This window comes from Extensimonas perlucida (genome assembly GCF_007655255.1).
Taxonomy (GTDB): domain Bacteria; phylum Pseudomonadota; class Gammaproteobacteria; order Burkholderiales; family Burkholderiaceae_C; genus Extensimonas; species Extensimonas perlucida.
The window spans coordinates 98,521-121,691 of record NZ_VMYE01000008.1; the positions used below are offsets into that span (position 1 = coordinate 98,521).

The 23,171-nt window shown below is 61.6% G+C and carries 20 protein-coding genes and 1 pseudogene; 16 read left to right on the top strand and 5 right to left on the bottom strand.

Annotated features, from left to right (window positions below; genetic code table 11):
- Positions 1-109: 109 nt before the first annotated feature.
- The 11 genes and pseudogenes from FK527_RS17790 to FK527_RS09185 form a co-directional block, all read left to right on the top strand.
- Positions 110-547 (top strand): annotated as a pseudogene (locus FK527_RS17790) (Wzt carbohydrate-binding domain-containing protein); the annotation flags it as partial.
- Positions 544-5,031: an FkbM family methyltransferase gene (locus FK527_RS09140; RefSeq protein WP_144732512.1), complete on the top strand. Its 4,488-nt coding sequence runs from the start codon at positions 544-546 to the stop codon at positions 5,029-5,031. The pseudogene FK527_RS17790 and the gene FK527_RS09140, both read left to right, overlap by 4 nt.
- The gene (locus FK527_RS09145; protein WP_222116145.1) at positions 5,031-5,957 is read left to right on the top strand and encodes a GDP-mannose 4,6-dehydratase; all 927 of its coding nucleotides are present in this window, start codon (positions 5,031-5,033) and stop codon (positions 5,955-5,957) included. The genes FK527_RS09140 and FK527_RS09145 overlap by 1 nt, the downstream gene beginning before the upstream one ends.
- The gene (locus tag FK527_RS09150; RefSeq protein WP_425460429.1) at positions 5,947-6,921 is read left to right on the top strand and encodes a GDP-mannose 4,6-dehydratase; all 975 of its coding nucleotides are present in this window, start codon (positions 5,947-5,949) and stop codon (positions 6,919-6,921) included. The genes FK527_RS09145 and FK527_RS09150 overlap by 11 nt, the downstream gene beginning before the upstream one ends.
- A gap of 25 nt (positions 6,922-6,946) precedes the next feature.
- Positions 6,947-7,651 carry a Crp/Fnr family transcriptional regulator gene (locus FK527_RS09155; RefSeq protein WP_144732515.1) on the top strand — a complete coding sequence of 235 codons (705 nt, stop codon included), beginning with the start codon at positions 6,947-6,949 and terminating at the stop codon, positions 7,649-7,651.
- A 1-nt stretch (position 7,652) separates the two neighbouring features.
- Positions 7,653-7,910 carry a hypothetical protein gene (locus FK527_RS09160; RefSeq protein ID WP_144732519.1) on the top strand — a complete coding sequence of 86 codons (258 nt, stop codon included), beginning with the start codon at positions 7,653-7,655 and terminating at the stop codon, positions 7,908-7,910.
- A 10-nt stretch (positions 7,911-7,920) separates the two neighbouring features.
- The gene (locus FK527_RS09165; protein ID WP_144732522.1) at positions 7,921-9,084 is read left to right on the top strand and encodes a glycosyltransferase family 4 protein; all 1,164 of its coding nucleotides are present in this window, start codon (positions 7,921-7,923) and stop codon (positions 9,082-9,084) included.
- Positions 9,081-10,211, top strand: a complete 1,131-nt coding sequence (locus tag FK527_RS09170) for a glycosyltransferase (protein WP_144732525.1) — start codon at positions 9,081-9,083, stop codon at positions 10,209-10,211. Before FK527_RS09165 ends, FK527_RS09170 begins: the two co-directional genes overlap by 4 nt.
- The gene (locus FK527_RS09175) at positions 10,211-12,076 is read left to right on the top strand and encodes a CHASE2 domain-containing protein (RefSeq protein WP_144732528.1); all 1,866 of its coding nucleotides are present in this window, start codon (positions 10,211-10,213) and stop codon (positions 12,074-12,076) included. Before FK527_RS09170 ends, FK527_RS09175 begins: the two co-directional genes overlap by 1 nt.
- 55 nt (positions 12,077-12,131) lie before the next feature.
- Positions 12,132-12,923, top strand: a complete 792-nt coding sequence (locus tag FK527_RS09180) for an ABC transporter permease (RefSeq protein WP_144732530.1) — start codon at positions 12,132-12,134, stop codon at positions 12,921-12,923.
- Between the two features lie 424 nt (positions 12,924-13,347).
- Positions 13,348-14,196: a 3-hydroxybutyryl-CoA dehydrogenase gene (locus tag FK527_RS09185; RefSeq protein ID WP_144732533.1), complete on the top strand. Its 849-nt coding sequence runs from the start codon at positions 13,348-13,350 to the stop codon at positions 14,194-14,196.
- 69 nt (positions 14,197-14,265) lie between these two features.
- On the opposite strand, the gene FK527_RS09190 is transcribed toward FK527_RS09185, so the two are convergent.
- The 4 genes from FK527_RS09190 to FK527_RS09205 form a co-directional block, all read right to left on the bottom strand.
- Entirely contained in the window at positions 14,266-14,586 is a 321-nt protein-coding gene (locus FK527_RS09190) for a hypothetical protein (protein WP_144732536.1), read from the bottom strand.
- Positions 14,587-14,621: 35 nt separating this feature from the next.
- Positions 14,622-16,211 (bottom strand): acyl-CoA synthetase, encoded by a 1,590-nt coding sequence (locus tag FK527_RS09195; protein WP_144732539.1) that lies wholly within the window; start codon positions 16,209-16,211, stop codon positions 14,622-14,624.
- A 69-nt stretch (positions 16,212-16,280) separates the two neighbouring features.
- A complete protein-coding gene (locus tag FK527_RS09200) occupies positions 16,281-16,781 on the bottom strand; it encodes a MaoC family dehydratase (protein ID WP_144732542.1) in 501 nt (166 codons plus the stop codon).
- 19 nt (positions 16,782-16,800) lie between these two features.
- On the bottom strand, positions 16,801-17,949 hold the full coding sequence (locus FK527_RS09205; protein ID WP_144732544.1) for an iron-containing alcohol dehydrogenase: 1,149 nt from the start codon (positions 17,947-17,949) through the stop codon (positions 16,801-16,803).
- Positions 17,950-18,042: 93 nt separating this feature from the next.
- Between FK527_RS09205 and FK527_RS09210 the strand changes: the two genes are divergently transcribed.
- The 4 genes from FK527_RS09210 to FK527_RS09225 all read left to right on the top strand — a co-directional run bounded on the left by FK527_RS09210 (position 18,043) and on the right by FK527_RS09225 (position 21,117).
- Positions 18,043-18,912 carry a 2-keto-4-pentenoate hydratase gene (locus tag FK527_RS09210; protein WP_144732547.1) on the top strand — a complete coding sequence of 290 codons (870 nt, stop codon included), beginning with the start codon at positions 18,043-18,045 and terminating at the stop codon, positions 18,910-18,912.
- Between the two features lie 84 nt (positions 18,913-18,996).
- Positions 18,997-20,088: an alpha/beta hydrolase gene (locus FK527_RS09215; protein WP_144732640.1), complete on the top strand. Its 1,092-nt coding sequence runs from the start codon at positions 18,997-18,999 to the stop codon at positions 20,086-20,088.
- A gap of 43 nt (positions 20,089-20,131) precedes the next feature.
- The gene (locus FK527_RS09220) at positions 20,132-20,257 is read left to right on the top strand and encodes a hypothetical protein (RefSeq protein ID WP_425460430.1); all 126 of its coding nucleotides are present in this window, start codon (positions 20,132-20,134) and stop codon (positions 20,255-20,257) included.
- A 2-nt stretch (positions 20,258-20,259) separates the two neighbouring features.
- The gene (locus FK527_RS09225) at positions 20,260-21,117 is read left to right on the top strand and encodes a YbgC/FadM family acyl-CoA thioesterase (RefSeq protein ID WP_144732550.1); all 858 of its coding nucleotides are present in this window, start codon (positions 20,260-20,262) and stop codon (positions 21,115-21,117) included.
- Positions 21,118-21,127: 10 nt separating this feature from the next.
- Here FK527_RS09225 and ygfZ read toward each other — a convergent pair whose 3' ends face one another.
- Positions 21,128-22,075: a CAF17-like 4Fe-4S cluster assembly/insertion protein YgfZ gene (ygfZ, locus tag FK527_RS09230; RefSeq protein WP_144732551.1), complete on the bottom strand. Its 948-nt coding sequence runs from the start codon at positions 22,073-22,075 to the stop codon at positions 21,128-21,130.
- Between the two features lie 48 nt (positions 22,076-22,123).
- Here ygfZ and mltG point away from each other — a divergent pair, with 48 nt between their 5' ends.
- Entirely contained in the window at positions 22,124-23,122 is a 999-nt protein-coding gene (gene mltG / locus FK527_RS09235; RefSeq protein WP_144732555.1) for an endolytic transglycosylase MltG, read from the top strand.
- Positions 23,123-23,171 lie beyond the last annotated feature (49 nt).

Below are 23,171 nucleotides of genomic sequence, written 5' to 3' on the forward strand. Positions count from 1 at the left end.
TGGTGAGCCCGAGGCGGTGATGGATTACTACAACGCCCTGCTGGCCTACAAGGGGGAGGGGGTGCTCGAGCAGGTGTTGCGCGCGGACGGCCGCACGCAGACGCGATCGGGCACGCAGGAGGCGGTGGTGGAGTCGATCGCGCTGCAGGATGAAGCGGGGCGCCCGATCGACGAGGCACGCGTGGGCGCTCAGGTGGTTTTGCGTGTGGTGGTGGCGGTGCGCAAGGATGTGCCGAATCTGGTGCTGGGGTATGGCATCAAGGACCGGCTCGGGCAGGTGATGTATGGCACCAATACCTGGCATACCGGACAGATGATCGAGGCCGCGTGTGCCGGGCAGCGTTACGAGTTTTGCATCCGTTTTCCTGTGCACCTGGGGGTGGGAACCTATTCTGTGCAGACGGCGCTGGTGGACCGCGATTCGCACCTGGGTGCCAATTACGAGTGGCGCGATCTGGCGCTGGTGTTCAAGGTGGTGAATGTGGACAAGTATGTGTTCGATGGCTCGGCCTGGGCTGAGCCGGTGATCGTGGTGCAGGCGCTATGACTTTCATCTCGTACGCGCAGAACCGCGAAGATGTGCTGCTTTGGCGCGCATTGGGCCATGTGCACTGTGGCTTTTATGTGGATGTGGGCGCCAACCACCCGAGTGCGGATTCCGTGACGAAGGCGTTTTACGACCGGGGATGGTGCGGGATCAACATTGAACCGCTGGCGGGCCATGTGCAAGAGTTGATGGCCCAGCGTCCGCGCGATGTGAACCTGTGCGTGGCTGCTGGCGCCTGCGAGGGTGAAGTCGAGCTGTTCGATACGCCAGTGCGGGGTTGGGCCACGGCGTCGGCCGAGGTGGCGCAGGCGCATAGGGCGCATGGTGTGGCGGTGCGCTCGGTGCGCGTGCCGCTGCGAAGGCTGGATGCGATCCTGGCGGAACATGCTCCCGCAGAGGTGCATTTCTTGAAGATCGACGTGGAGGGGTTCGAGGAGGAGGTGCTGCGGGGCATGGACTTCACGCGCTGGCGCCCCTGGGTGGTGGTGGTCGAGGCAGCGCACCCCCATTCAGGCAAGCCGGAAATGCCCTGGGAGGGGCTGGTGACTTGCCATGGCTATCGCGCGGTGTTTTTTGACGGACTGAACCGCTATTACCTGGCCGATGAGCACGCCGAGCTGGCGCCGGCATTTGCCGCTGCACCCAATGTGCTGGACGACTTCGAGCCGGCTGAATATGGGCGGCTGCGACAGGAAGCCCAGAAGCTGCGGCAGCGCGCAGAGCAGCTGCAGACTGAGTTGAAGGATCTGCGGGTGCTGCAGGATGCGTCGCAAAGGGAGTTGCATGCTTTGCGGCATGCGCTGGACGCCGTGTATCGCAGCCATTCCTGGCGTGTGACGGCACTGCTGCGCCGGACGACGGATCTGGCGCGCCGCGCCAAGGCGCTGCTGCGCCGTGCGGCACTCACGCGCGCTGCTGCCCCCCTGTCGGCGGAAAGCACGGCGCAAGCCGCTGCGCTGCCTGCGCTGCCTGCGCTGCGCTGGCATGAGCATGCCCTGCCCCGCCTGGCCGTGGCTCCACCGTTGGTCGATGGCCCTGCCTTGCCGGAGGGGACATGGTGGCGCATGGTGGGCCATGTGGAAGGCCATTACAGCCTGGCAGTGGTGAACCGGGGGCTGGCGCTGGCATTGCATGGGAGCAGCGGCGGGAGAGTGCAATGGGTGCCCTGGCATGGCAGGCACTATCAACCGGGCGCGGATATGCCGGCCGCGCAGTTGCCGCAGGTGCAGGCGCTTGTCGCACAGTCGGTGCCCGCGGGCGTGCCGGTGGTGTCGCTGGTGCACCATTACCCGCTGCTGGCCGACGAAGTCCCGTGTGACTTGCGTCTGGTGGTGTTTTTCTGGGAGGAGTCACGCGTGCCGCCCGAGATGGTGGAGCACCTGAATGCCCATGCGGATGGGGTGCTGGTGGCAAGCCGTTTTGTGCAACGGGTGTTGCGTCACAGTGGCTGTGCGCGGCCTATCTTCGTGGTGCCGCTGGGGCTGGGGGCGGCGGTGCTGCAGACGCCGCAAGCTGCGGCGCTGCGGGTGCCTGCGCCTGGTCAGCCGCTGCGAATCCTGCATGTTTCATCGGCATTTGAGCGCAAGGGCGTGGATGTCCTGCTGCAAGCGTTTTTTGAGCGTTTCACGGCGGACGATGAGGTGGAGCTGCTGATCAAGAGTTTCGCGAATCCACACCATGACGTGGCTGCGCTGGTTCACGCCTGGCAGGAGCGCCACCCACACGGGCCAAGGGTGCAGGTGAACCTGGAGCCGCTTGACGATGACGCGATGCGCGCACTGTATGAGAGTGCGCATATGGTGGTGCTGCCCACTCGCGGAGAGGGCTTCAATCTGCCTGCAGCAGAAGCACTGGCGATGGGAGTGCCCCTGGTGGTGACGGGAGGCAGTGGGCAAGCCGACTTCGCCAGCCGGCAGTCGGCAGCTTTGATTCCTTGCCGGGCGGCCTCGTCTCGCAGCCACGTGCAAACGCCAGGCTCATACTGGCTGGAGCCTGACGTGGCGGCACTGGGCGAGCAGATGGCATGTGTACGCGCACGCCTGCTGGCAGGGGATGCCGACTTGCACGCACGTCAGCAATTGGCGGCGCAATGGCTGCGTGCGCACTACCGGTGGGAGCGTTGTGCGCAAGCGGTGCAAGCTGCGGCAGGGCTGCTTTGGGCAACCCGGCAGCAGGCGGCAGCGCAGCGCCAGCGCTTGTTGGTGCTGAGCCCGTGGCAGGCTGCCTGTGGAATAGCGGAATACGCGCAGGCGCTGCTGGCGGGCTGGGAGGATTTTTTTGCCTTGCAGGTATGGTGCGATGAGCGCACGGAGCCCGATCCGTTCCAGGGGGTTTACGCGCCGCGCTGGACGCTGGGCGACGATGCCCAGGTGCTGGCTCTGCTGGAGGAGTTGCTGCAGCGCCCAGCCCAGGCACGGCCCGATGTCTTGCTGGTGCAACACCAACAGAGCCTGTTTACGTTGACGCAGCCCATTTGCCTGGCGCTGCAGCAGTTGTGTGCGGCCGGGGTCGTGGTGGTGCTGGAATTGCATTCAACGCTGCCCCTGGTGCGCGAGCACCGCTTGAGCGACAAAGCAGCCGCGGCGCTGCGCGGGCTGGACCTGCTGGTGGTGCACAAGCTCGATGATGTGAACCACCTGATGGGGCTGGGTTTGGTGGAGCGGGTCATGTGCCTGCCACTTGGCGTGAGTACCCTGCCGCCAGATGCGCCCCTACCCCAACGCGCCGAATGGGGGCTGGCTGCGGATGACTTGGTGTTGGGCTGTTTTGGTTTTCTGCTGCCCCACAAGGGGCTGGATGCGGCCATTGCCAGTTTGCCGAAACTGGCGCGCTCGAGTGGGCGAAGGGTGAAGCTGCTGGCCGTTACCGCAGCGCTGGATGAGCGCAGCCAACAGACGTTGGCAGATTGCAAGGCCCTGGCCGAACAGCTTGGGGTGGCGCAGGATGTGGTGTGGGTCACCGATTTTTTACCCATCCAGGAGTGTCTGCGGCTTTTGTCGCTGGCGGACTTCCTGCTTTTTGTGTACGGCCCGACGCGTGAAAGTGCAAGTGGTGCGGTGACTGTCGGTCTAGCCACACACAAGCCGGTACTGGTGAGTCCGCAACCGATTTTTTCCGATCTGGCCGACTGCACTTGGCGTCTGGATGGCAACTCTGCGGATGATGTGGTGACTGGAGTGATGCGTTTGCTAAGCGAGCCACACTCGGTTCAGGGATTGCTCACTGCCCAGGAGCGCTGGCTGCAAGAGCGTGCATGGAGCCACTTGTCGAGCAGGCTGCGGGCGGCGGTGTCGGGGTTGCGCGGTGACCGTCTGAGCATGCAGGGCGAGGTTTTGCCTGATGCAACGCGCCAAAGGCAATTGCTGGTGGATGTGTCGGAGATTGTGCTGCGCGATGGTGGCACGGGCATTCAACGGGTTGTGCGCAATGTGCTCCAACAATGGCTGCAAAATCCCCCGGCGGGTTACGCCGTGCGCCCCGTGCGTGCCGAAAAGGGCGGCGCATATCGCTATGCAACCACTTTCATGGCGCCCGCCGCCACGGCGGAGGCCAATTTGTCCGGCACGCCAGTGCGCGTTGGACTTGGAGACATCTTCGTGGGACTGGACTTGAGTGCACATCTCTTCCCGGAGGTGGAAAAGGAACTGCGAGCCTGGCGTCTGGCAGGGGTGCGGGTGTGCTATGTGGTGTATGACATTATTCCCCTGCTGATGCCGGAGGTGACGACCCCAGAAATGCACGCCGCGTTTGCGGCCTGGATGCAGGGTTTGCGCCGCGAGGCGGACCGGCTTGTCTGCATTTCGGCCGCCGTGGCAGACGAGGTGCGGTTGTGGCTGTGTGGACACACCGCCGAAGGGGCCTTGCCAGAGCTATCCAGCTTTCATTTAGGTGCCGATTGGCCCGCCCCGAATGATGAAGGAAAAGACGCGAAAGCGCTCCCGCCTGCGCTGCACAACCCGCAGGCGCGCCCCACGTTGCTGATGGTGGGCACGGTGGAGCCACGCAAGGGTCATCGCCAGGCACTCGATGCCTTCGAATTGCTGTGGGCGCAGGGGACGGATGTGGCGCTGGTGATCGTGGGGCGACAAGGCTGGATGGTGGAGGCACTGTGCGAACGTTTACGCGCACACCCCGAGCAGGGGCGACGCCTGTTTTGGCTGGAGCGAGCAGATGACGTCGTTCTGGAGCAGCTTTACCGGCACTGCAGTGGCTTGCTGGCGGCTTCCGAGGCAGAAGGATTTGGCCTGCCCCTGGTTGAAGCCGCGCAGCGTGGCCTGCCTATCGTGGCCCGCGCCTTGCCCGTGTTCAAGGAAGTGGCGGGGGCGCATGCGTTCTACTTCGTCGGAAAAGAGCCGCAAGCACTTGCAGACGCACTACGGCAATGGCTGGAGCTGCATGCGAGCAAACGCGCCCCCGATAGCCGTGGCATGCGATGGCAAAGCTGGCGGGCCAGCGCCGCGCAATTATTGGAGGCTGTGTTGTGATGCCAACCGAAAGCACCGCATTGGGAATGCGTTTGGTGACGGGTGATGCCGGCTTTGTGGGTTGCCACGCCTTGCAAAACTGGCCTCAAGCCGTAGGGCTCGCGCAATGTGCAGGGCAAGCTGTGGACATACGCGACAAGGCTGCACTTCTCCGTGTGCTGGCCAAAATTGCTCCCAAAGAAGTGCTGCACTTGGCCGGCATCAGTTTCGTGCCAGATGCGCTGAAAAATCCCCGCCTGACGTATGAAGTGAATTTTCTGGGGACGCTCAATTTATTGGAGGCTTTGGCAGAAACAGGCTTCACAGGGCGTTTTTTGTTTGTGAGTTCCGGCGATGCCTACGGATTGGCGTCGGAAAATGAACTGCCATTGTGCGAAACGCACCCCCTGCGTCCTCGCAACCCGTATGCGGTGAGTAAGGCGGCGACGGAAGCGCTTTGCTATCAATGGAGCCAGATGGGGCCCTTCGAGGTGATCGTGGCGCGCCCTTTCAATCACATCGGGCCTGGACAGTCGGCGCAGTTTGCAATCTCAGATTTCGCACGCCAGATCGCGGAGATTGCAGCAGGCAGAAGGGAGCCTGTCCTGCGCGTGGGTAATATCGACGTTACTCGCGATTTCAGCGATGTGCGCGACGTACTGGCCGCCTATGACGCCCTATTTGCCAGTGGTGACAATGGCGCCATTTACAACGTGTGCTCGGGTGTGGAGCGCAGTGTGCGCTCGCTGTTGGAGCGCTTGCTGCAGCTGGCCCAGGTACAGGCCGACGTGCGACACGAGCCGTCACGTTGGCGGCCGGCTGAACAACCCCGCGTTTGTGCCAGCCATGAGAAACTGAGTGCGCGTACCGGCTGGCAGCCTGCACATCAAATCGATGATACGCTTTTGCGACTTTTTGAATACTGGGAGATGGAAATTGGGAAGTAAGAATGCGCTCATTACGGGAATTACTGGTCAGGATGGTGCTTATCTAGCGCGTCTGCTGCTGGAAAAAGGTTACACCGTTTATGGCGTGCATGCACGCCGCTCGACGGATACGCTTTGGCGCCTGCGTTATCTTGGCATAGACAATGAAATAAGGCTGATTCCAGCAGACATCACCGACCTGTCCAGCCTGGTACGCAGCATGGAGCAATCGCGTGCGCAGGAGGTATATAACTTGGCGGCCCAGAGTTTTGTAGGCTCATCCTGGAATCAGGCAATATTGACAGCCCAGGTTACAGGGGTTGGCGTGGTGAATTTACTGGAAGCCGTGCGCATCGTGAATCCGACTGCACGATTTTATCAGGCATCAACGAGCGAAATGTTTGGCTTGATTCAGGAGTCCATGCAAAGCGAGTCAACGCCATTTTATCCGCGCAGCCCTTATGGCGTGGCAAAGTTGTACGGTCACTGGATCGCCGTGAATTACCGCGAGAGCTTCGGCATGCACACTTCCAGCGGCATCTTGTTTAACCATGAATCGCCTTTGCGCGGCATCGAATTCGTGACACGCAAAGTTACCGACGCAGCAGCACGAATCAAACAGGGAAAGCAAAAAGAATTGCGCCTCGGCAATATTGATGCCAAACGGGATTGGGGATTCGCGGGAGATTACGTAGAAGCCATGTGGCTGATGTTGCAGCAAGAACGTCCGGATGATTATGTGGTGGCCACAGGCGTAACTACGACAGTGCGCGATATGTGCCGCATCGCTTTTGAGCATGTGGGGCTCAATTATGAGGAGCATGTAGTGATTGACCCACAGTTCTATCGCCCTGCCGAAGTTGACGTGTTGCTTGGGAATCCCGCCAAAGCGCAGCGACAACTGGGCTGGTCGGCGAAGACGCCCTTGCAGACTTTGATAACGATGATGGTCGATGCCGACATGGCACGTGTGCGCAGAGAATGAGCTGCTATGACGTGGTAGATAGGCCATGGCACACAACGGGTTCACGGAAGATACGCTGGCGCTGCTGCAACGTATCCCCTTATTAAGCGGACTGGAGTCTCCTGTTTTAGAGCGCATTGCTGCTTTCATGCACCTGCGCTCTGTGGGGCGGGGACAATGGGTGCTGCACAAGGGCAAGGCCGGGGATCAGTTGCTGTTTTTGCTGACCGGCCAACTCCAAGTAGTCGACGTGACGGAGGACGGGAGAGAGGTGGGTTTTAATTTCCTCAAGCCTGGAGATTATTTCGGCGAACTTTCGGTCATCGATGGTTTACCCAGAACTGCTTCAGTGGTAGCGACGGAGAGCTCCCAGATCGCAGCGCTACCCCGTGCGCAGGCCCTAGAGCTTTTTTATCACCAACCCAAAGTTGCGGAGCATGTAATGAACCGGATGGCGCATGCCATACGCGTCGCCTCGGATTATCGATCAATCCTCGCAATTCCAAATGCGTTCCAGCGTGTATATGCACTTTTGCACAAGATGAAGACCCTCGCCCCCGGTGGACTGATCGTAATTGAGCCGCTACCAACCCAGCAGGCGATGGCCATCATGATCAATACGAGCAGAGAGACTGTGTCCAGAGCCATGCACACATTGCAAAAAAAAGGAGTTGTGGAAAAAGACCTTAAACGCCTTCTCATCCGCAAGCCAGATGTTTTGCAACGTGCCATATCGCATTTAGATTTTTGAAATGTTCGCAACTAGATTTTTACTCGCTATACCCAAAGAACTGGGCAAGGAAGACAGAATTCTGCACGTAGCCTGGAGCTTCTGGCTTCTTTTGTTGGCCGCGATGCTTTGGCCTCTGCCGGTGGCGGTGTTGACCGTTTTCTTCACAGGGATATGCAAGGAAATTTGGGACAAATATTATGGTAGCGGCTTCTGCTTTTATGATTTGACGGGCAACTGCATCGGGATGTTGCTGGCGCTATTATTGGGCATTTATTAATACCATCCATATGAAAATTCTGGTCAACGCAACGCCATTACTGGCACCAATGACAGGCATCGGGCAATATATCCGCCATTTATTCATGGCAATGCAAGATTTGGCATTGGTGGACCTACACATGGCGTACGGCATGCGGATTGAAAGACATTTTCGCCTGCCTACGCCAGCGGCTGCCTTAACGGCGCAAACGGCGAATCGTATGCTGCACCGGTTACTGCCTTTTCCCCGCACAACCCGTAGAATTATAGAACGCACCTTGTTCAACTATCGAACGAGAGTTGGGTTGAAAAACGCGATTTACCACGAGCCCAACTATTTGCCGATGGAATTTTCTGGACCTCTGGTGCTGACGCTGTGTGACATGTCATGTTTTGATCATCCCGAAACTCATCCCGTAGAACGGGTGAAGCTAATGGAGCGTCATTTGCCTGGGGCGATCGAGCGGGCGGATCATATTATTGTCATCTCGCATGATTCGAAACGCGCTCTGCAGCGCTGGTTTAGCGTCGAAGATGAACGGATCACTACAACCTATCTTGCCGCAGATGCACGCTTTCATCCACAGCCAGCAGACCAGCTGCGCCCTTTGCTAGAGCAACTCCATCTGGAACCTCAAGGGTATGTTTTGTGCGTGGGTACGCTGGAGCCGCGCAAGAATCTGGAGATACTTTTTAGTGCGTTCGCCAGTCTCCCGGCACCGCTACGCAAACGCTACCCCTTGGTGGTGGCCGGGATGCATGGCTGGAACATGGATCGCCTGATGAAAGATGCTCAAGCTCTGATCCGGCAAGGCGATTTGCGTCTGCTCGGATATGTAGAGGATTCGTTGATTCCGGCACTGTATGCGGGTGCCGCAGCATTTTGCTACCCCTCGCGCTACGAGGGTTTTGGCCTGCCCGCATTGGAAGCCATGGCCTCGGGCGTTCCCGTTCTGACGACAAACCGCACGTCCTTACCTGAAGTGGTAGGCCCTGCGGGACTGATGGTAGACCCGGACGATGTCGGGGCCATGCGCGACAGCCTGCAAGCCCTACTGGAGGATCATGGACTGGCCCGCCGTTTGGCAGCCGCAGGGCTCGAGCGCGCCAGCACCTTCAACTGGGAGCGCTGCGCTCGGGAAACGATCGCGGTGTATGCACATGTGGCACAAGCCAGAGGACTGCTCACATGAAACCCCTGCGGGTATTGCACATTTACCGGACTTATTTCCCTGAGTCACGAGGCGGTTTAGAGGAATCCATTCGGCAACTATGTTTGGCCACGCAGCCCCTGGGCGTGAGCAATACCGTTTTTTGCCTGGCACGCAATCCGCACCCGGAACGCATGCAGCGTCCCGAAGGACAGTTGGTGCGTGCCCGGTCGTGGGCAGAAATTGCCTCTTGCAATTTTGGGGGCTGGGATGCGGTAAAGCAATGTCGCGCTGCAGCAGACAAGGCAGATGTCTTGCAAGTCCATTACCCTTGGCCATTCGCAGACATGCTCATTCCCTTTGTGCGCAGCCATCACCAGCCGCTGCTGGTGACTTATGTCTCAGATATTGTGCGGCAGCGGGGGCTTGGATTGCTTTACGCGCCATTGCGTAAGCATTTATTAGGCTCCGCAGACTGTATTGTGGCCTCGTCACCCAATTACGTCCGCACCAGTGAAATACTGGCCAATCATCGTGATAAAGTTGTAGAAATTCCTCATTGCATGGAGCCGCTTCCGCATCCTGACCCTGTCTTAGTGGAACGTTGGCAAGCCAAGCTGGGAAAGGGGTTTTTTTTATTCATAGGGGTGCTTCGATATTACAAGGGCCTGCATTTTTTGCTGGAGGCGGCGCGGAGTGTGCGCACGCCCGTGGTATTGATTGGGGATGGACCAGAAGGCGAGGCCTTGCGAGCCAAAGCGCGAAATTTGAACCTTGATGATCAAGTCCGATTTCTTGGCGCTTTGCCCAATGCAGACAAGCTGGCCATTCTCAGCCTATGTCGGGCTGTTATTTTCCCGTCACATTTGCGCTCGGAAGCCTTTGGCATGACTTTGCTCGAGGGTGCACAAGCAGCCAAGCCACTGGTGAGTTGCGAAATTGGAACAGGAACCTCCTGGATTAATGTGGACGGCGAAACTGGCCTGGTGGTAGCACCGGAAAACCCTTCCGAATTGGCCAGAGCCATGAACACTCTGGCCACCGACGATGTCTTGTGCAAGCGCTTGGGTGAGGGTGCCCACCTGCGATGGGAGCGTTTATTTTCCCCTGCAGTGGTGGGACGCGCTTATCGCGCACTGTACGATAAACTGCTCGAAGACAGGACTTGATGTTAAGTTTGCAACAAAAATCCTGGCGTATGCGCGCAGGCATTGCCATTTTAGCTTGCTGCTTGACTTTGATGGTGGCATTAAATTATGCCGATATGCCATATCGACTGGACGAGGGCGTGCGTGATGCGATGATCCGGATTTCTGCCCAGAAAACTCCAGAAACCCGGCTCGCAGTAATCGACATTGACGAGAAATCGCTCGCCGAGGTGGGTCCTTGGCCTTGGCCACGAGCTCGGATAGCGGATATGTTGGAGTCCCTGCTACTCGACGCTCATGTTCGGGCGATCGGTTTGGACATCGTTTTCGCGCAACGCGCCGACGACGATGGCGACACTAGATTAGCCACACTGGCAACCCATGCTCCCGTGACTCTGGCCCAGATTCTGGATTACACACCCCGTTTCCCTTCGCTGAATCAAGGGGTGCTGATAGGTGGACGTCCGGCAGGCAGCATTGTTGGAGCGGCGCATGCCCAAGGATATATCGGCAACCACGAGGGCCTCTCGATGGCAAAGTGTGTTGGCAACATTGGCTACATTCCAGACCGTGACGGCAGCTTAAGACATATTCCCATGCTCACTTTCTATGCGGGCGTCGAATATTTAAGTTTGTCACACATGCTGCTGGCATGCGCAAATATCAGTGACAATCCCTTTCGAAACATTCTTGCGAACAAAGAGGGGCTTTGGCGAATTCCTTACAGCTATGCACAGGAATCCTACACGGTGATATCGGCATCAGATTTGCTGCATCAACGTATCCCGGTGGAAATCTTGAATGGGCGCTATGTATTGATTGGATCTTCCGCGCTAGGGCTCGGGGATCACGTGAGCACACCTTTGGCTCCAATGACTGCAGGTGTGATGGTGCACGCTGCCGTTTTATCGGGCCTACTGGACCTGCAGCAGGCAAATATCTCATGGCCAAGCAATGGCAACACCTGGCTGCTGCTCTGGTGCGCAATCACTTTCGGACTGCTACCCTGGGCTCTTTCGCGTATGTCTGCGCTGGCAGGCATAGCGCTTTTATTCGGCCAATCGCTGATTTGGTTGACGCTCGCCTTCATTGGCGTGCGCCAGCAGATTGAATTTTCAGTCACTGCTCCCTTGTGGGGCTACGGCATATTCCTGTTAATAGCCGTGCCCTTCGAATGGCGGCAATCGCAGCGGCATGGCCGCCAATTGCTGGCAATGCTTTCGCATTATGTGGCACAACCTGTTCTGAACGAAATTGTACGTCAGGACTTTCGATACAGTCTGGAGCCAAGCCTGAAAGAGGTCACCGTTCTGGTAGCAGACATGGAGGGGTATACCAAATTGACTTCAACCATGTCTTTGCAAGATTCGGCTCAGTTAACCAAAGATTTCCTGGACTGCCTCACCCGCCCGGTGCTCGAGCATGGAGGTACTTTGGACAAATATTCAGGAGATGGTTTGGTGGCGTTCTGGGGCGCGCCACTTCCTTGTGAAAGACAAGCAGATGCGGCGGTTGATGCAGCGCTGCAAATTTTGCAGGAAGTGCAGAGTCTTAATGAAAGACGCATTACTTCAGGGAAGCCCCCCGCTCGCGTACGTATTGGCATAGAAAATGGTTTGGCATTGGTGGGAGATTTAGGCACAAATTTTCGTAGCACCTATACTGCGGTAGGTGACTGCATCAATTTTGCCTCGCGTCTTGAAGCGGCGGCACTAAGTCTCGGAACCCCTTTGCTGATTGGCCCTAAGGCAGCAAAAAAATTATTTAGAGGTGGAATAATTTTATTAGGGCAAATCCATCTGCGCAACACAGACACAATAATCGAGGCGTTTACCTTTGAACCATTGATGACCAACTGCATTTCCGAAAATATTCCCTTGAGGTAATCAAAACTTACCCGAACACATAATCAACCGCCCATCTTGTCATCAACATTTTAAAATGAACATCATCAGGATCATGTGGCCATACCGAGATTTTATTCTCGGGAGCGTTCGACGCGAATTTGAGGCCCGCTATCGCAATTCATTGCTTGGAACAGCCTGGGCAATATTGCAACCCCTATCAATGATTATCGTCTACACCTTGATATTTTCACAGATAATGAAGGCGAAATTGCCAGGAGTAAACAACAGCCTTGGCTACAGCATCTACCTTTGCGCAGGAATAATACCCTGGGGACTTTTTTCCGAAATCATGCTTCGCGGGATTAATGTTTTTACAGAAAATGCCAACACCTTAAAAAAAATAACCTTCCCGCACCTGTGCCTCCCCGCCATAATTATAGCAAGCTCCACGTTAAATTTTTCCATAATTTTCGGCATATTCACGATCTTCTTGGCAACCACCGGCGGCCTATCGCACCCCGCTTACATGGCAACCATTCCGCTTACGATTTTGCTTTTATTTTTCGCCACCGGCTTGAGTCTATCTCTGGGGGTATTAAATGTCTTCTTTCGAGATATTGGACATTTTTTTGGAATTGTGTTGCAATTTTGGTTTTGGCTCACCCCTGTCGTCTATCCATCGTCAGCAATCCCCGCAAGAGCCAGATGGATCATTGAAATGAATCCGGTAGCAATTATTGTCGAGGAATATCAGCGCATTTTGGTGCACATGCAATGGCCACAATGGACCAGGCTAACGTATCCGATTGTCGCTGCAATTTTTTTATGCTGGATCGGTACACGCCTGCTTCGCCACCACGCGGGCGAAATGATCGACGAACTTTGAGCGCAGCAAACGCGCCCGCTACAGACTCGCCTGCATCAGCTCTATGGCTGGCTGATCTTGTGTTTCCGCACATGCGCCTCCCAAGCCCGCTCATGCAGTGCCGACACCTCTTGGCGCCGCACAAACGGCCAAGTAGTCCCCGCAGCCATCCCCGACTCATACCCGAGCCGCAGCCATTGAAGTTCGGAATTTTTCGTGTGCACGGTACTTTTCGCCCCGGTGGCCTGCCCTCCCGCAGAGCTGTTTTTTCGCCCGACCCTTGTCGACTTTCATCTTTTTTCACCGACTTTTCGCGCCACCGCTCTATCATCGCTGCGGCCATGGCGCCAACGCCCCTCTTAAGGGGCGCTATTTATCCTGCACCATGCCTGCGGCACCCTGAATCCGACGGGCGCCGCGATTTTTGTTGACGAAAGGATTTTTCATGAGCATCCAAACCATAGGCATCATTGGTGCCGGCACCATGGGCAACGGCATTGCGCAGGTCTGCGCCGTGGCGGGGCTGCGCGCCGTCATGGTCGATATTTCCGAGGCAGCCGTGCAAAAGGGCCTGGCGACCATCGCGGGCAGCCTGGAGCGCCTGGTCAAGAAAGAAAAGATCAGCGCCGCCGACAAGGACGCGGCGCTTTCTCGCATCCAGACTTCGACGCAGTATGAGGCGCTGCAGCAGGCGCAGCTCGTGGTCGAGGCAGCGACCGAAAACTACGACATCAAGGTCAAAATCCTGCAGCAGGTGGACAAGCTCGTCGGCCCCGAGGTCATCCTGGCGTCGAACACGTCTTCGATTTCGATTACGCAGCTGGCCGCCGTCACGGGCCGCCCGGACAGGTTCATAGGCATGCACTTTTTCAACCCCGTGCCCGTGATGGCGCTGGTGGAGATCATCCGCGGGGTGCAGACCAGCGACGCCACGCACGATGTCGTGCAGGCCCTCGCGCGCCAACTCGGCAAGTCGCCGATCACGGTGAAGAACGCGCCGGGCTTCGTGGTCAACCGCATTCTCGTGCCCATGATCAACGAAGCCTTCTTCGTGCTCGCCGAGGGTTTGGCGACGCCCGAGGACATAGACGCCGGCATGCGCCTGGGCTGCAACCACCCGATTGGGCCGCTCGCGCTGGCCGACATGATCGGGCTAGACGTGTGCCTCGCGGTGATGGAAGTCTTTTTGAAAGAATTTGGCGACAGCAAATACCGCCCCTGCCCGCTGCTCAAGGAACTGGTCGCCGCCGGCCACCTGGGCCGCAAGACAGGCCGCGGCGTTTATCACTATTGAGGCCGGGCTGCGCCGCATCGCTCCGGCATCCGGCGCGACGCGACCCGCGACCCGCTACCCGCTACCCGCTCAGTACCCTATCGTCAGGCTGGGCACATCCACGCGCACGATGGGCCGGCCGAGCAAGGCGCAGGTCGCGCGCGCGAAGTTCATGGCCCATTCGCGGTGCTCGGGTTTGGAGAAGTAGTCTTCCCCCGCGGCCTGGGCCACCGTGAGCACTTTGTCCACGCTCAAGACCTTGCCCACGGAGCGGATGATTTCGCAGTCGAAGGCCTTGAACTGCGCATCGAACCAAGCCCGCGCGGCTTCTATGTCCATGGGCTGCGCGTCGCGCAATTCGAAACGGTATTTGGCGGTTTCGCCCCAGCTCACATCGACTTCATTGTGCATTTTTGCTCCTCGTAAATAACAAATAGAAATGGGTCTTAGCTGATGGCAGGTTTGTCGGCGCCGATGATGCCGCTGCGCAGCTCGCGCTTGAGCACCTTGCCCGTGGCCGTGCGCGGCAGCGCAGGCACCAGCACCATCTGCTTCGGGATTTTGAAGTGCGCCAGCTTGCCTTCACAAAAAGCGCGCACTTCTTCAAGCGTGAGCTGCACGCCCTCTTTCAAGGCCACCACGAGCATGGGTACCTCGCCCCATTTTTCGTCGGGCACGCCGATGACCGCGGCCTCGCGCACGGCCGGGTGGCGGTAGATGACCTGCTCGACCTCGGTCGGATAGACGTTTTCCCCGCCCGAGATCAGCATGTCCTTGATGCGATCGACGATGTAGTAAAAGCCTTCCTCGTCCTGGCGCGCAAGGTCGCCGCTGTGGAACCAGCCGTTGCGAAAGGCCTCTGCCGTGGCCTCGGGACGGTTCCAGTAGCCCACGAAGATGTTCGGGCCGCGCAGCACCAGCTCGCCCGTCTCGCCCTGGCGCACGTCCTGGTCGTTGGCATCGACAAGGCGCATCTGCACGTGCGTGAGCGGCTTGCCGACCGAGCCGTTTTTGCGCAGGGTGTCGCGGCTGCCGAGGAAGCAGGCATTGGGCGCCGTTTCGGTCATGCCAAAGCCTTCGAGGAAGCACAGGCCGCGCTTTTGGAAAAACTCGATCACCGTGATCGGGCAAGGTGCCCCGCCCGACATGAGCACGCGCAGCGAAGAGAGGTCGTACTGGTCGATGTCGGGCATCTGGCTGATCGCAAGCCACATCGCGGGCACGAGGAACAGGGTGGTGATGCGCTCGCGCTGCACCAGGCTGAGCGTTTCGGCGGGGGTGAAGTGCGGGTGCATGATCACCTTCGCGCCTTTGTAGATCGCGGGCAGGGTGTGGATGTTGAGCCCGCCGATGTGAAACATGGGCGCCACCGTGAGCACGATGTCGTCGCTGTTGAGACCGGCTTCGCTGAGCAGCAGGTTGAAGGCGTTCCAGGTGGTGTTGCCGTGGCTCAGCAATGCACCCTTGGGCCGGCCGGTCGTGCCCGAGGTATACATCATGAGGTGCGGATCGTTTTGCGTGACGGGCGTGCGCTGCGCGGGTGGCTGGGCCGCGGCAAGCGCTTGCTCGTAATCCGCGTCGCCGGGCATGGGTGCGCCCGAGCCCGGCACGTAAAACGCATGGGCCAGCGGTGTGTTGTGCCGGATCGGCGCCACCAGCGGCGTGAACTGACAGTGGTACACCAGCACCTGCGCGCCGCAGTCGCCCAAGATGAATTCCACCTCGGCCGGGCTCAGGCGGAAGTTGATGGGCACGGCGATGGCGCCCAGGCGTGCGCAGGCAAACAGGGTTTCGAGAAATTCATTGCCGTTGAGCAGCAGCATTGCGACCCGGTCGCCCTTGCGCACCCCGCGCGCCACGAGCACGCCGGCCATGCGGTCTACGCGCCCCAGCAGCTGGGCATAGGTAAGCCGCAGCTCGCCCACGACCAGCGCCTCCTGGTCGGCGTGGTGCAGCGCGTGGTAGTCGAGCCAGTCTCCTATGCCACCGACACGGTGGACTTCGTCGTTGGGCGGATCAACCCCAGGGTTTGTCATGGTCATCTCCTTTGATGATTTTTTGGATTGTGCAACATGCCTTCGCGCGGCATTCCGCGCGGCGGCGATTCAATCCGTGCGCCCGGCGAGCAGCCGTGTAGCGGTGTAGCTCATGACCTGCGTGCCGTGCTGGTTGAACACGTCGATGCGCGAAGTCACCACGGCGCGGCCGCTACGGGAGGTCGGGCGGATGCCGGTGACCTCGACCACGGCCTCGATGCTGTCGCCCACGCAGACCGGCGCGAGGATTTTTTGCTGCATTTCGAGCAACGCGAGCCCCGTACCCTGGATCATGGTCTGCGCGAGAAAGCCCTCGATCAGCACGTAGGTGAGCGCCGCGGGCACGGGCCGGCCCGAAATCGCGCCGCCTTCATAGGTGGTGTCGATGAAGATGACTTCGAGCATGCCGCTGGTGCCGATGAAGTTGACCAGATCGGTTTCGGTGACGGTGCGGCGGAAGGTGCGCAGGCGCTGGCCGACTTGCAAGTCTTGCCAGAAAAAGCCGCGCCCGAGCTGCGGCAGTGTGCGATCGGGGCCGGCGGGGGCTGGGGTTGCTGAGGCTTGGCTCATCAGGTCTCCTTTTTTGTTTTTACATCGAAGCCTGCAGCATAGCGCGGTAGTCGTCGGCGCTCGCGAGGCGCGGGTTGGTCTGGTGGCAGTGGTCGGCGAGCGCGCCGCGGATCACGGCGTCGAACTGTTCGGGTTTTACGCCCAGGGCTGCGAGCCCGGTGGGCAGACCCAGGCGTGCGTTCATGGCGCGCAGCGCGGCGGGGATGTCGTCCGCGCTCGCCAGGCCCATGGCCTGCGCCATGCGCTCCATGCGCCGCTCCTGCTGCACGCTGGGGCTCGCGGCGTTGAATACGACCACGGCGGGCAGAAAAATGGCGTTGAGCGTGCCGTGGTGCAGGTGTGGGCTCAGGCCGCCGAGGCTGTGGCTCAGCGAATGCACGCAGCCCAGGCCTTTCTGGAAAGCGAGCGCGCCCTGCATGCTCGCGCTCATCATTTGCAAGCGCGCCGTGCGGTTCTGGCCATCGCGCGTGGCGGCTTCGATATGCGCCCAGCCGCGCGCGAGGCCGTCGAGCGCGATGCCGTCAGCGGGTGGGTTGAAGGCCGCCGACATAAAAGTTTCCATGCAGTGTGCGATCGCGTCCATGCCTGTGGCGGCCGTGAGGCCGGGCGGCAGGCCCAGCGTGAGTTCGGGGTCGCAGATGGCCGCGCGCGGCACCAGGTGCCACGAGTGAAAGCCGAGCTTGCGCCGGTCTTCGACGATGAGGATGGCGCCACGCGCCACCTCGCTGCCCGTACCGCTCGTGGTGGGCACGGCGATCACGGGCGCCACGCGGTCGGTGATGCGCGGCGAGCCGCCCTCGATGGTGGCGTAGTGCACCAGCGGCCCCGGGTGCGTGGCAGCGATGGCGATGCCCTTGGCGCAGTCGATCGCCGAGCCACCGCCCACGGCGATCAGGCCGTCGCACTGGTGCGCGCGGTACAGCTGCACGGCCACGCGCACGGCGGCCTCGGTGGGGTTGGAGGGCGTCTGGTCGAACACCGTGACGGGCAAACCACCCTGCGGCGACTGCAGCGCCGCCAAGGCTTTGTCCAGCACGCCGGCAGCGCGCACGCCGGCGTCCGTGACCACGAGCGGGCGTGTGATGCCCACGCGCGCGCACTCCTGCGGCAGCAGGCGCACGGCGCCGAAGTCGAATTGAATCTGGGTGACGTAGTAGATGGAAGCCATGGTGCCCAAGCGAAAATGCCGATGAACGAAAGTGCGCGCCGGATTACGGTAGCCTGCTGCACTCCCCTTTCACTTTACAACCAGGAGACACCCATGCGACCCCGACAAACCCTCATTGCCCTCGCCTTGGCCGTCGCCTGCGCGACAGGCGCGCAGGCCGAATGCCTGAGCGACGCCCAGGTGGCAGACCTCACGGCCCACTACCTCGCCAGGACGCCCGCGCCCAACCCCGAGAAACTGTCCGAGGCCGATGCCGCGTGCACGCGCGCCAAGTTCGATGCGCAACTCGAAAAGCACTTGGGCAAGGTGATCGGCTACAAGGCCGCGCTCACGAACCCTGCGGTGCAGCAGCGCTTTGGCACCAAACAGCCGGTCTGGGGCAAGCTCTACGAAGGGATGGTGCTGCCCAACGGCGCCACGGTGGAAGCCGCCTTCGGCGCGCGGCCGTTGTTCGAGGCCGACATGCTGGTGCGCGTGCGCAGCAATGCCGTGAACCAGGCGAAAACGCCGATGGAGGTGCTGCAGGCCATAGACCAGGTGATTCCGTTCATCGAGCTGCCCGATCTGCTCGTGCAAGCTCCGCCCCGGCTCGACGGCGCGGGCGTGGCGGCGATCAACGCCGGCGCGCGCCTGGGTGTGGCTGGAACCCCGCTGCCCGTGCCCGCCTTCCGCGCTGAGCGCTACGCGCTGCTCGACGCCCTGCGCGATATGGATGTGATAGTGGCTGACGCTGATGGCAAGCGCATTGGTGGCGGAAAAGGCAGTGAAATCCTGGGCCACCCGCTGAATGCCGTGGTGTGGCTGGCGCAGGCGCTTGCGCAGGAAGGACTCGCGCTGCAGCCGGGCGACCTGGTCAGCCTCGGCTCGTTCTCGGCGCTGCAACCGCCCAAGCCGGGGCTGACCGTGACGGTGCGCTACGAGGGCCTCAGCGGCGCCGCGCCCGTGCAGGTGCAGTTCAAATAACCAAACCAACAAATAGCCAAACAACGACCAGCCCCCACATCGGCCCGTGCGGCCAAACCCATGCCAGCCAGCGACCCCATCATCATGCCCCCGCAGGACACCCACGCCGCCTACCACCTGCACCGCGCGCAGCTCACGCCGCAGATGCGCGGCGTGCTCGAGCGCATGGCGCGCGCCGCGCGGCCGCCGCTGCACAACCTCACGCCGCAGGCGGCCCGCGCCGCTTACGCTGCCGGCGCCGAAGTGCTCGAAGTGCCGCGCGCGCCCCTGCCGCGCGTGGAAGACCTGCACATCCCGGCGCGTGACGGCTGGCCGCTGCCCGCGCGCCTTTATGCGCCCAGCACCCGCGCACAGGCACCAGCACTGCCGCTGCTGCTGTACCTGCACGGCGGCGGCTTCACCATAGGCAGCATTGCCACGCACAACATCCTGTGCCGCGAGCTGGCGCGGCGCACGCCCTGCATGGTGGTGTCGCTGGACTACCGCCTCGCGCCCGAGCACCCCTTTCCCACGGCCACGCACGATGCCTGGGACGCGCTGGCCTGGCTCGCGCAGCATGCGCCCGCGCTCGGTGCCGACCCAGCACGCCTGGCCGTGGGCGGCGACAGCGCGGGCGGCACGCTCGCGGCCGTGAGCGCCATCCTCGCGCGCGACGCGGGGCTGCCGCTTGCGCTGCAGTTGCTGATCTACCCCGGCTGCGCGGCGCACCAGGACACGCCCTCGCACCGCCGCTACGCGCAGGGGCTGGTGCTCGAGGCGCCAGCGATCGAATGGTTCTTCGGCCACTACGTGCGCAATCCTGCGGAGCGCACGGACTGGCGCTTTGCGCCCCTGCTTGCGCCCGATGTGGAAGGCGTGGCGCCGGCCTGGATCGGCCTGGCCGAGTGCGACCCGCTCGTCGATGAGGGCTTGGGAGCCTATTTCGGCAGAAAACATGCCTCGCGTTGCGATCAGGGGCGGATGGATGCAAGGCGCAGCGCGCCGTCCATGCTACATGCCTGGACAAGCGCAGCAACGCCGCAGACGCCGCCCCTGATCGCAACCCGAAGGGCCATGGCCTTGCGCGCCCCTGGCGGTGTTGCAGGTGGCTCGTGGAGCACCGCTCCACGTCGCCCCCTGCGCCTAGCCAGGCATCGCGCAAGGCCATGGCGCGAGGCATGTTTCCTGCCGAAATAGGCTCTTAAACTACGCTGACAAGCTGCGCGCCGCGGGCGTGCCCGTGGAGCTCGAAATCTACCGCGGCGTGACGCACGAATTCATCAAAATGGGCCGCGTGCTGCCCGAAGCGCGCCAGGCCCACGCAGACGCGGCGCGCGCCCTGCGTCGCGCTTTCGAAGGGAACTGAACATGCACCGCAAAGACTTCCGCTGCCTGCTGCGCCTGCGCGTGCGCTGGGCCGAGGTGGACATGCAAAAAATCGTCTTCAACGGCCACTACCTGACCTACATCGACACGGCCATGTCCGAATACTGGCGCGCCGTCGCGCTGCCTTATGAGGCCGCGATGCAGGTGCTGGGCGGCGAGATGGTGGTGAAGAAGGCCACGCTCGAATACCACGCGCCGGCGCGTGTGGACGACGCGCTGCAGGTCGGCATGCGCTGCGCGCACCTGGGCAATTCCTCGTGCCGCTTCATCGCGGCCATCTTCCGCGACGACAAGCCGCTGGTCTCGGGCGAGATCGTGTACGTGTTTTCCGACCTGCAAACGCAGACTTCGCGCCCCATCCCCGCCGCACTGCGCGACATCTTTGCCGACTATGAGGCGGGCGCCGAGATGGTGGAGGTGCGCACCGGCGACTGGAACACGCTGGGGCGCGACGCCACGCAGCTGCGCATGGCCGTGTTCGTGCACGAGCAGGGCATCCCCGCCGAGGAAGACGCAGACGCCTTCGACCCCACGGCCTTGCACGCGGTGGCCTACAACCGGCTCGGCATGCCCGTGGCCACGGGCCGGCTCACGCAGGAGTCGCAGGGCGTGGCGCGCATAGGCCGCATGGCCGTGGAGCACTCGGTACGCGGCCAGCAGTGGGGGCGCAGGATTCTCGAAGCGCTGCTGGCCGCGGCACGCGCCCGCGGCGACCGCGTCGCGCAGCTGCACGCGCAGTGCAGCGCCGAGGGCTTTTACCGCCGCGCGGGTTTCGAGACCGTGGGCGCGCCCTACGAAGAAGCAGGCATCGCGCACGTGACCATGCAGCGCGCCTTGTGAAGCGGCCCGCTCACACTTCTTCAAGCAACGGGTAAGGCAAAGGCAGCAAGGCAAGCGGCACGGGCTGCGCTGCGGGCTGCGGCACGTGCAGCGGCTGCTCGGCGGCGGCGGTTTGCAGGCACACGATCGCGTCCACGCCGCCGCCCGGCGCGTCCGCCACCTGCACCACGGTGCCGCAGGGCTGCTCAGGGTCGGATGCAGCAAAAATCTCCGCCGCAACGGCGATGGGCACGTCGGCGTGCGCGAGATAAGCGCGGCGTTTGAGCGTACCGCGGTACTGGCTGCGCGCCACCACCTCCTGGCCCGGATAACAGCCTTTGTGGAAGTTCACGCCGCCCACCGACTCGTAGTTGAGCATCTGCGGCACGAATAGATCGACCACGGGCGCGCTCAGCGTGGCGACGCCGCTGCGCACCTCGCTCCACAGCCACAGGCCCGCGTCCAAGGCCGGCCCTGCGGGCGCGGGCGCATCCACGGGCCCGACCCAGAGCGCGCGCGGCTGCCCCAGCGCAGGGTACAAATGCACCACGCTTGCAGCATCAAAATCAGCCTTAGCCCAGGCGGGACGTGCGCTACCAGCTATGGTTTTAACAGCACTGCCGGCAAGGCCGTAGAGCGCGAATTCTGGCGTGGCGTCGCTCAGGCGCAGCTTGGCGCGCAGCACGAACATGGCCAGGCGCTTGAGCGTGGGTGCGAGCAGGTCACGGCTGCACAGCAGCAGCACTTCGGTGGCGCTGCGCTTGAAGCCTATGAAGCTCGCCTGCATGCGCCCCTTGGCCGAGAGGAAGGCCGCCAGGCGCGCGTGCTGCAAATCGAGCTGCAAAAAATCCTGCGTGAGCTGGGCGTGCAGGAAGGCCGCAGCATCCTCGCCCTGCGCGCGCAGCACGCCCAGATGCGTGATCGGCGCCACGCCGTTGAGGAGCTGAGAGGGATCGGGAGGGTTGGAATCCGTAGGCATGGCTCCATTATCATCCCCGCTCTTTTTCTTTGCGCAAAGATACCTACGATGCTGCGACGCCTGCTGACCCGGCTGCTTGCCGGGGCGCTGCTGGTGCTGCTCGCCCTGGGCGCGGCCAGCGTCTGGTGGCTGCAGCAGCCGCTGAACCCCGGCCCTGAGACGCTGGAGCTCGCGATCGAACCCGGCACCACGCCGCGCGAGGTCGCGCGCCTTGCCGTGGCCGCGGGGGCGCACAGCGATGCGCGGCTGCTCTACGCCTGGTTTCGCCTTTCGGGGCAGGACCGGCGCATCAAGGCCGGCAACTACGAAATCCCGCCCGGCACCACGCCGCGCAGCCTGCTGCTAAAACTGGTGCGCGGAGAGGAGACGCTGCTGGCCTTCACCCTCGTCGAGGGCTGGAACTTCCGGCAGGTGCGTGCGGCGCTCGCGCGCGCCGAGCAGCTCAAGCCCGATTCGGCCAATTTGTCGGACGAGGCGCTGATGGCGCGCCTGGGCCGCCCCGGCGTCGCGCCCGAGGGGCGCTTTTTCCCGGACACCTACACCTACGCCAAAGGCAGCAGCGACCTCGCCATCCTGCGCCGCGCGCTGCACGCGATGGACCGGCAACTGGCCGCGACCTGGGCGCAGCGCGCGCCCGACCTGCCGCTCACCAGCCCCGACGAGGCCCTGATCCTCGCGAGCCTGGTCGAGAAAGAAACGGGCCTTGCCGCCGACCGCGCGCGCATTGCGGGCGTGTTCATCAACCGCCTGCGCGCCGGCATGCTGCTGCAAACCGACCCGAGCGTGATCTACGGCCTGGGCACGGCCTTCGACGGCAACCTGCGCCGGCGCGACCTGCTGGCCGACACGCCCTGGAACACCTACACCCGCCCCGGCCTGCCGCCCACGCCCATCGCCATGCCCGGCAAGGCCGCGCTGCTTGCCGCGGTGCAGCCCGAACGCACACGTGCGCTGTATTTCGTCGCACGCGGTGACGGCAGCAGCGAATTCAACGAGTCGCTCGACGCGCACGCGCGCGCCGTGCGCCGCTACCAGCGTGGGCAGTGAGCGCGAACGGCGCACGGCAAGGCCGCGGAATTTTGGGATGATCGCGCTC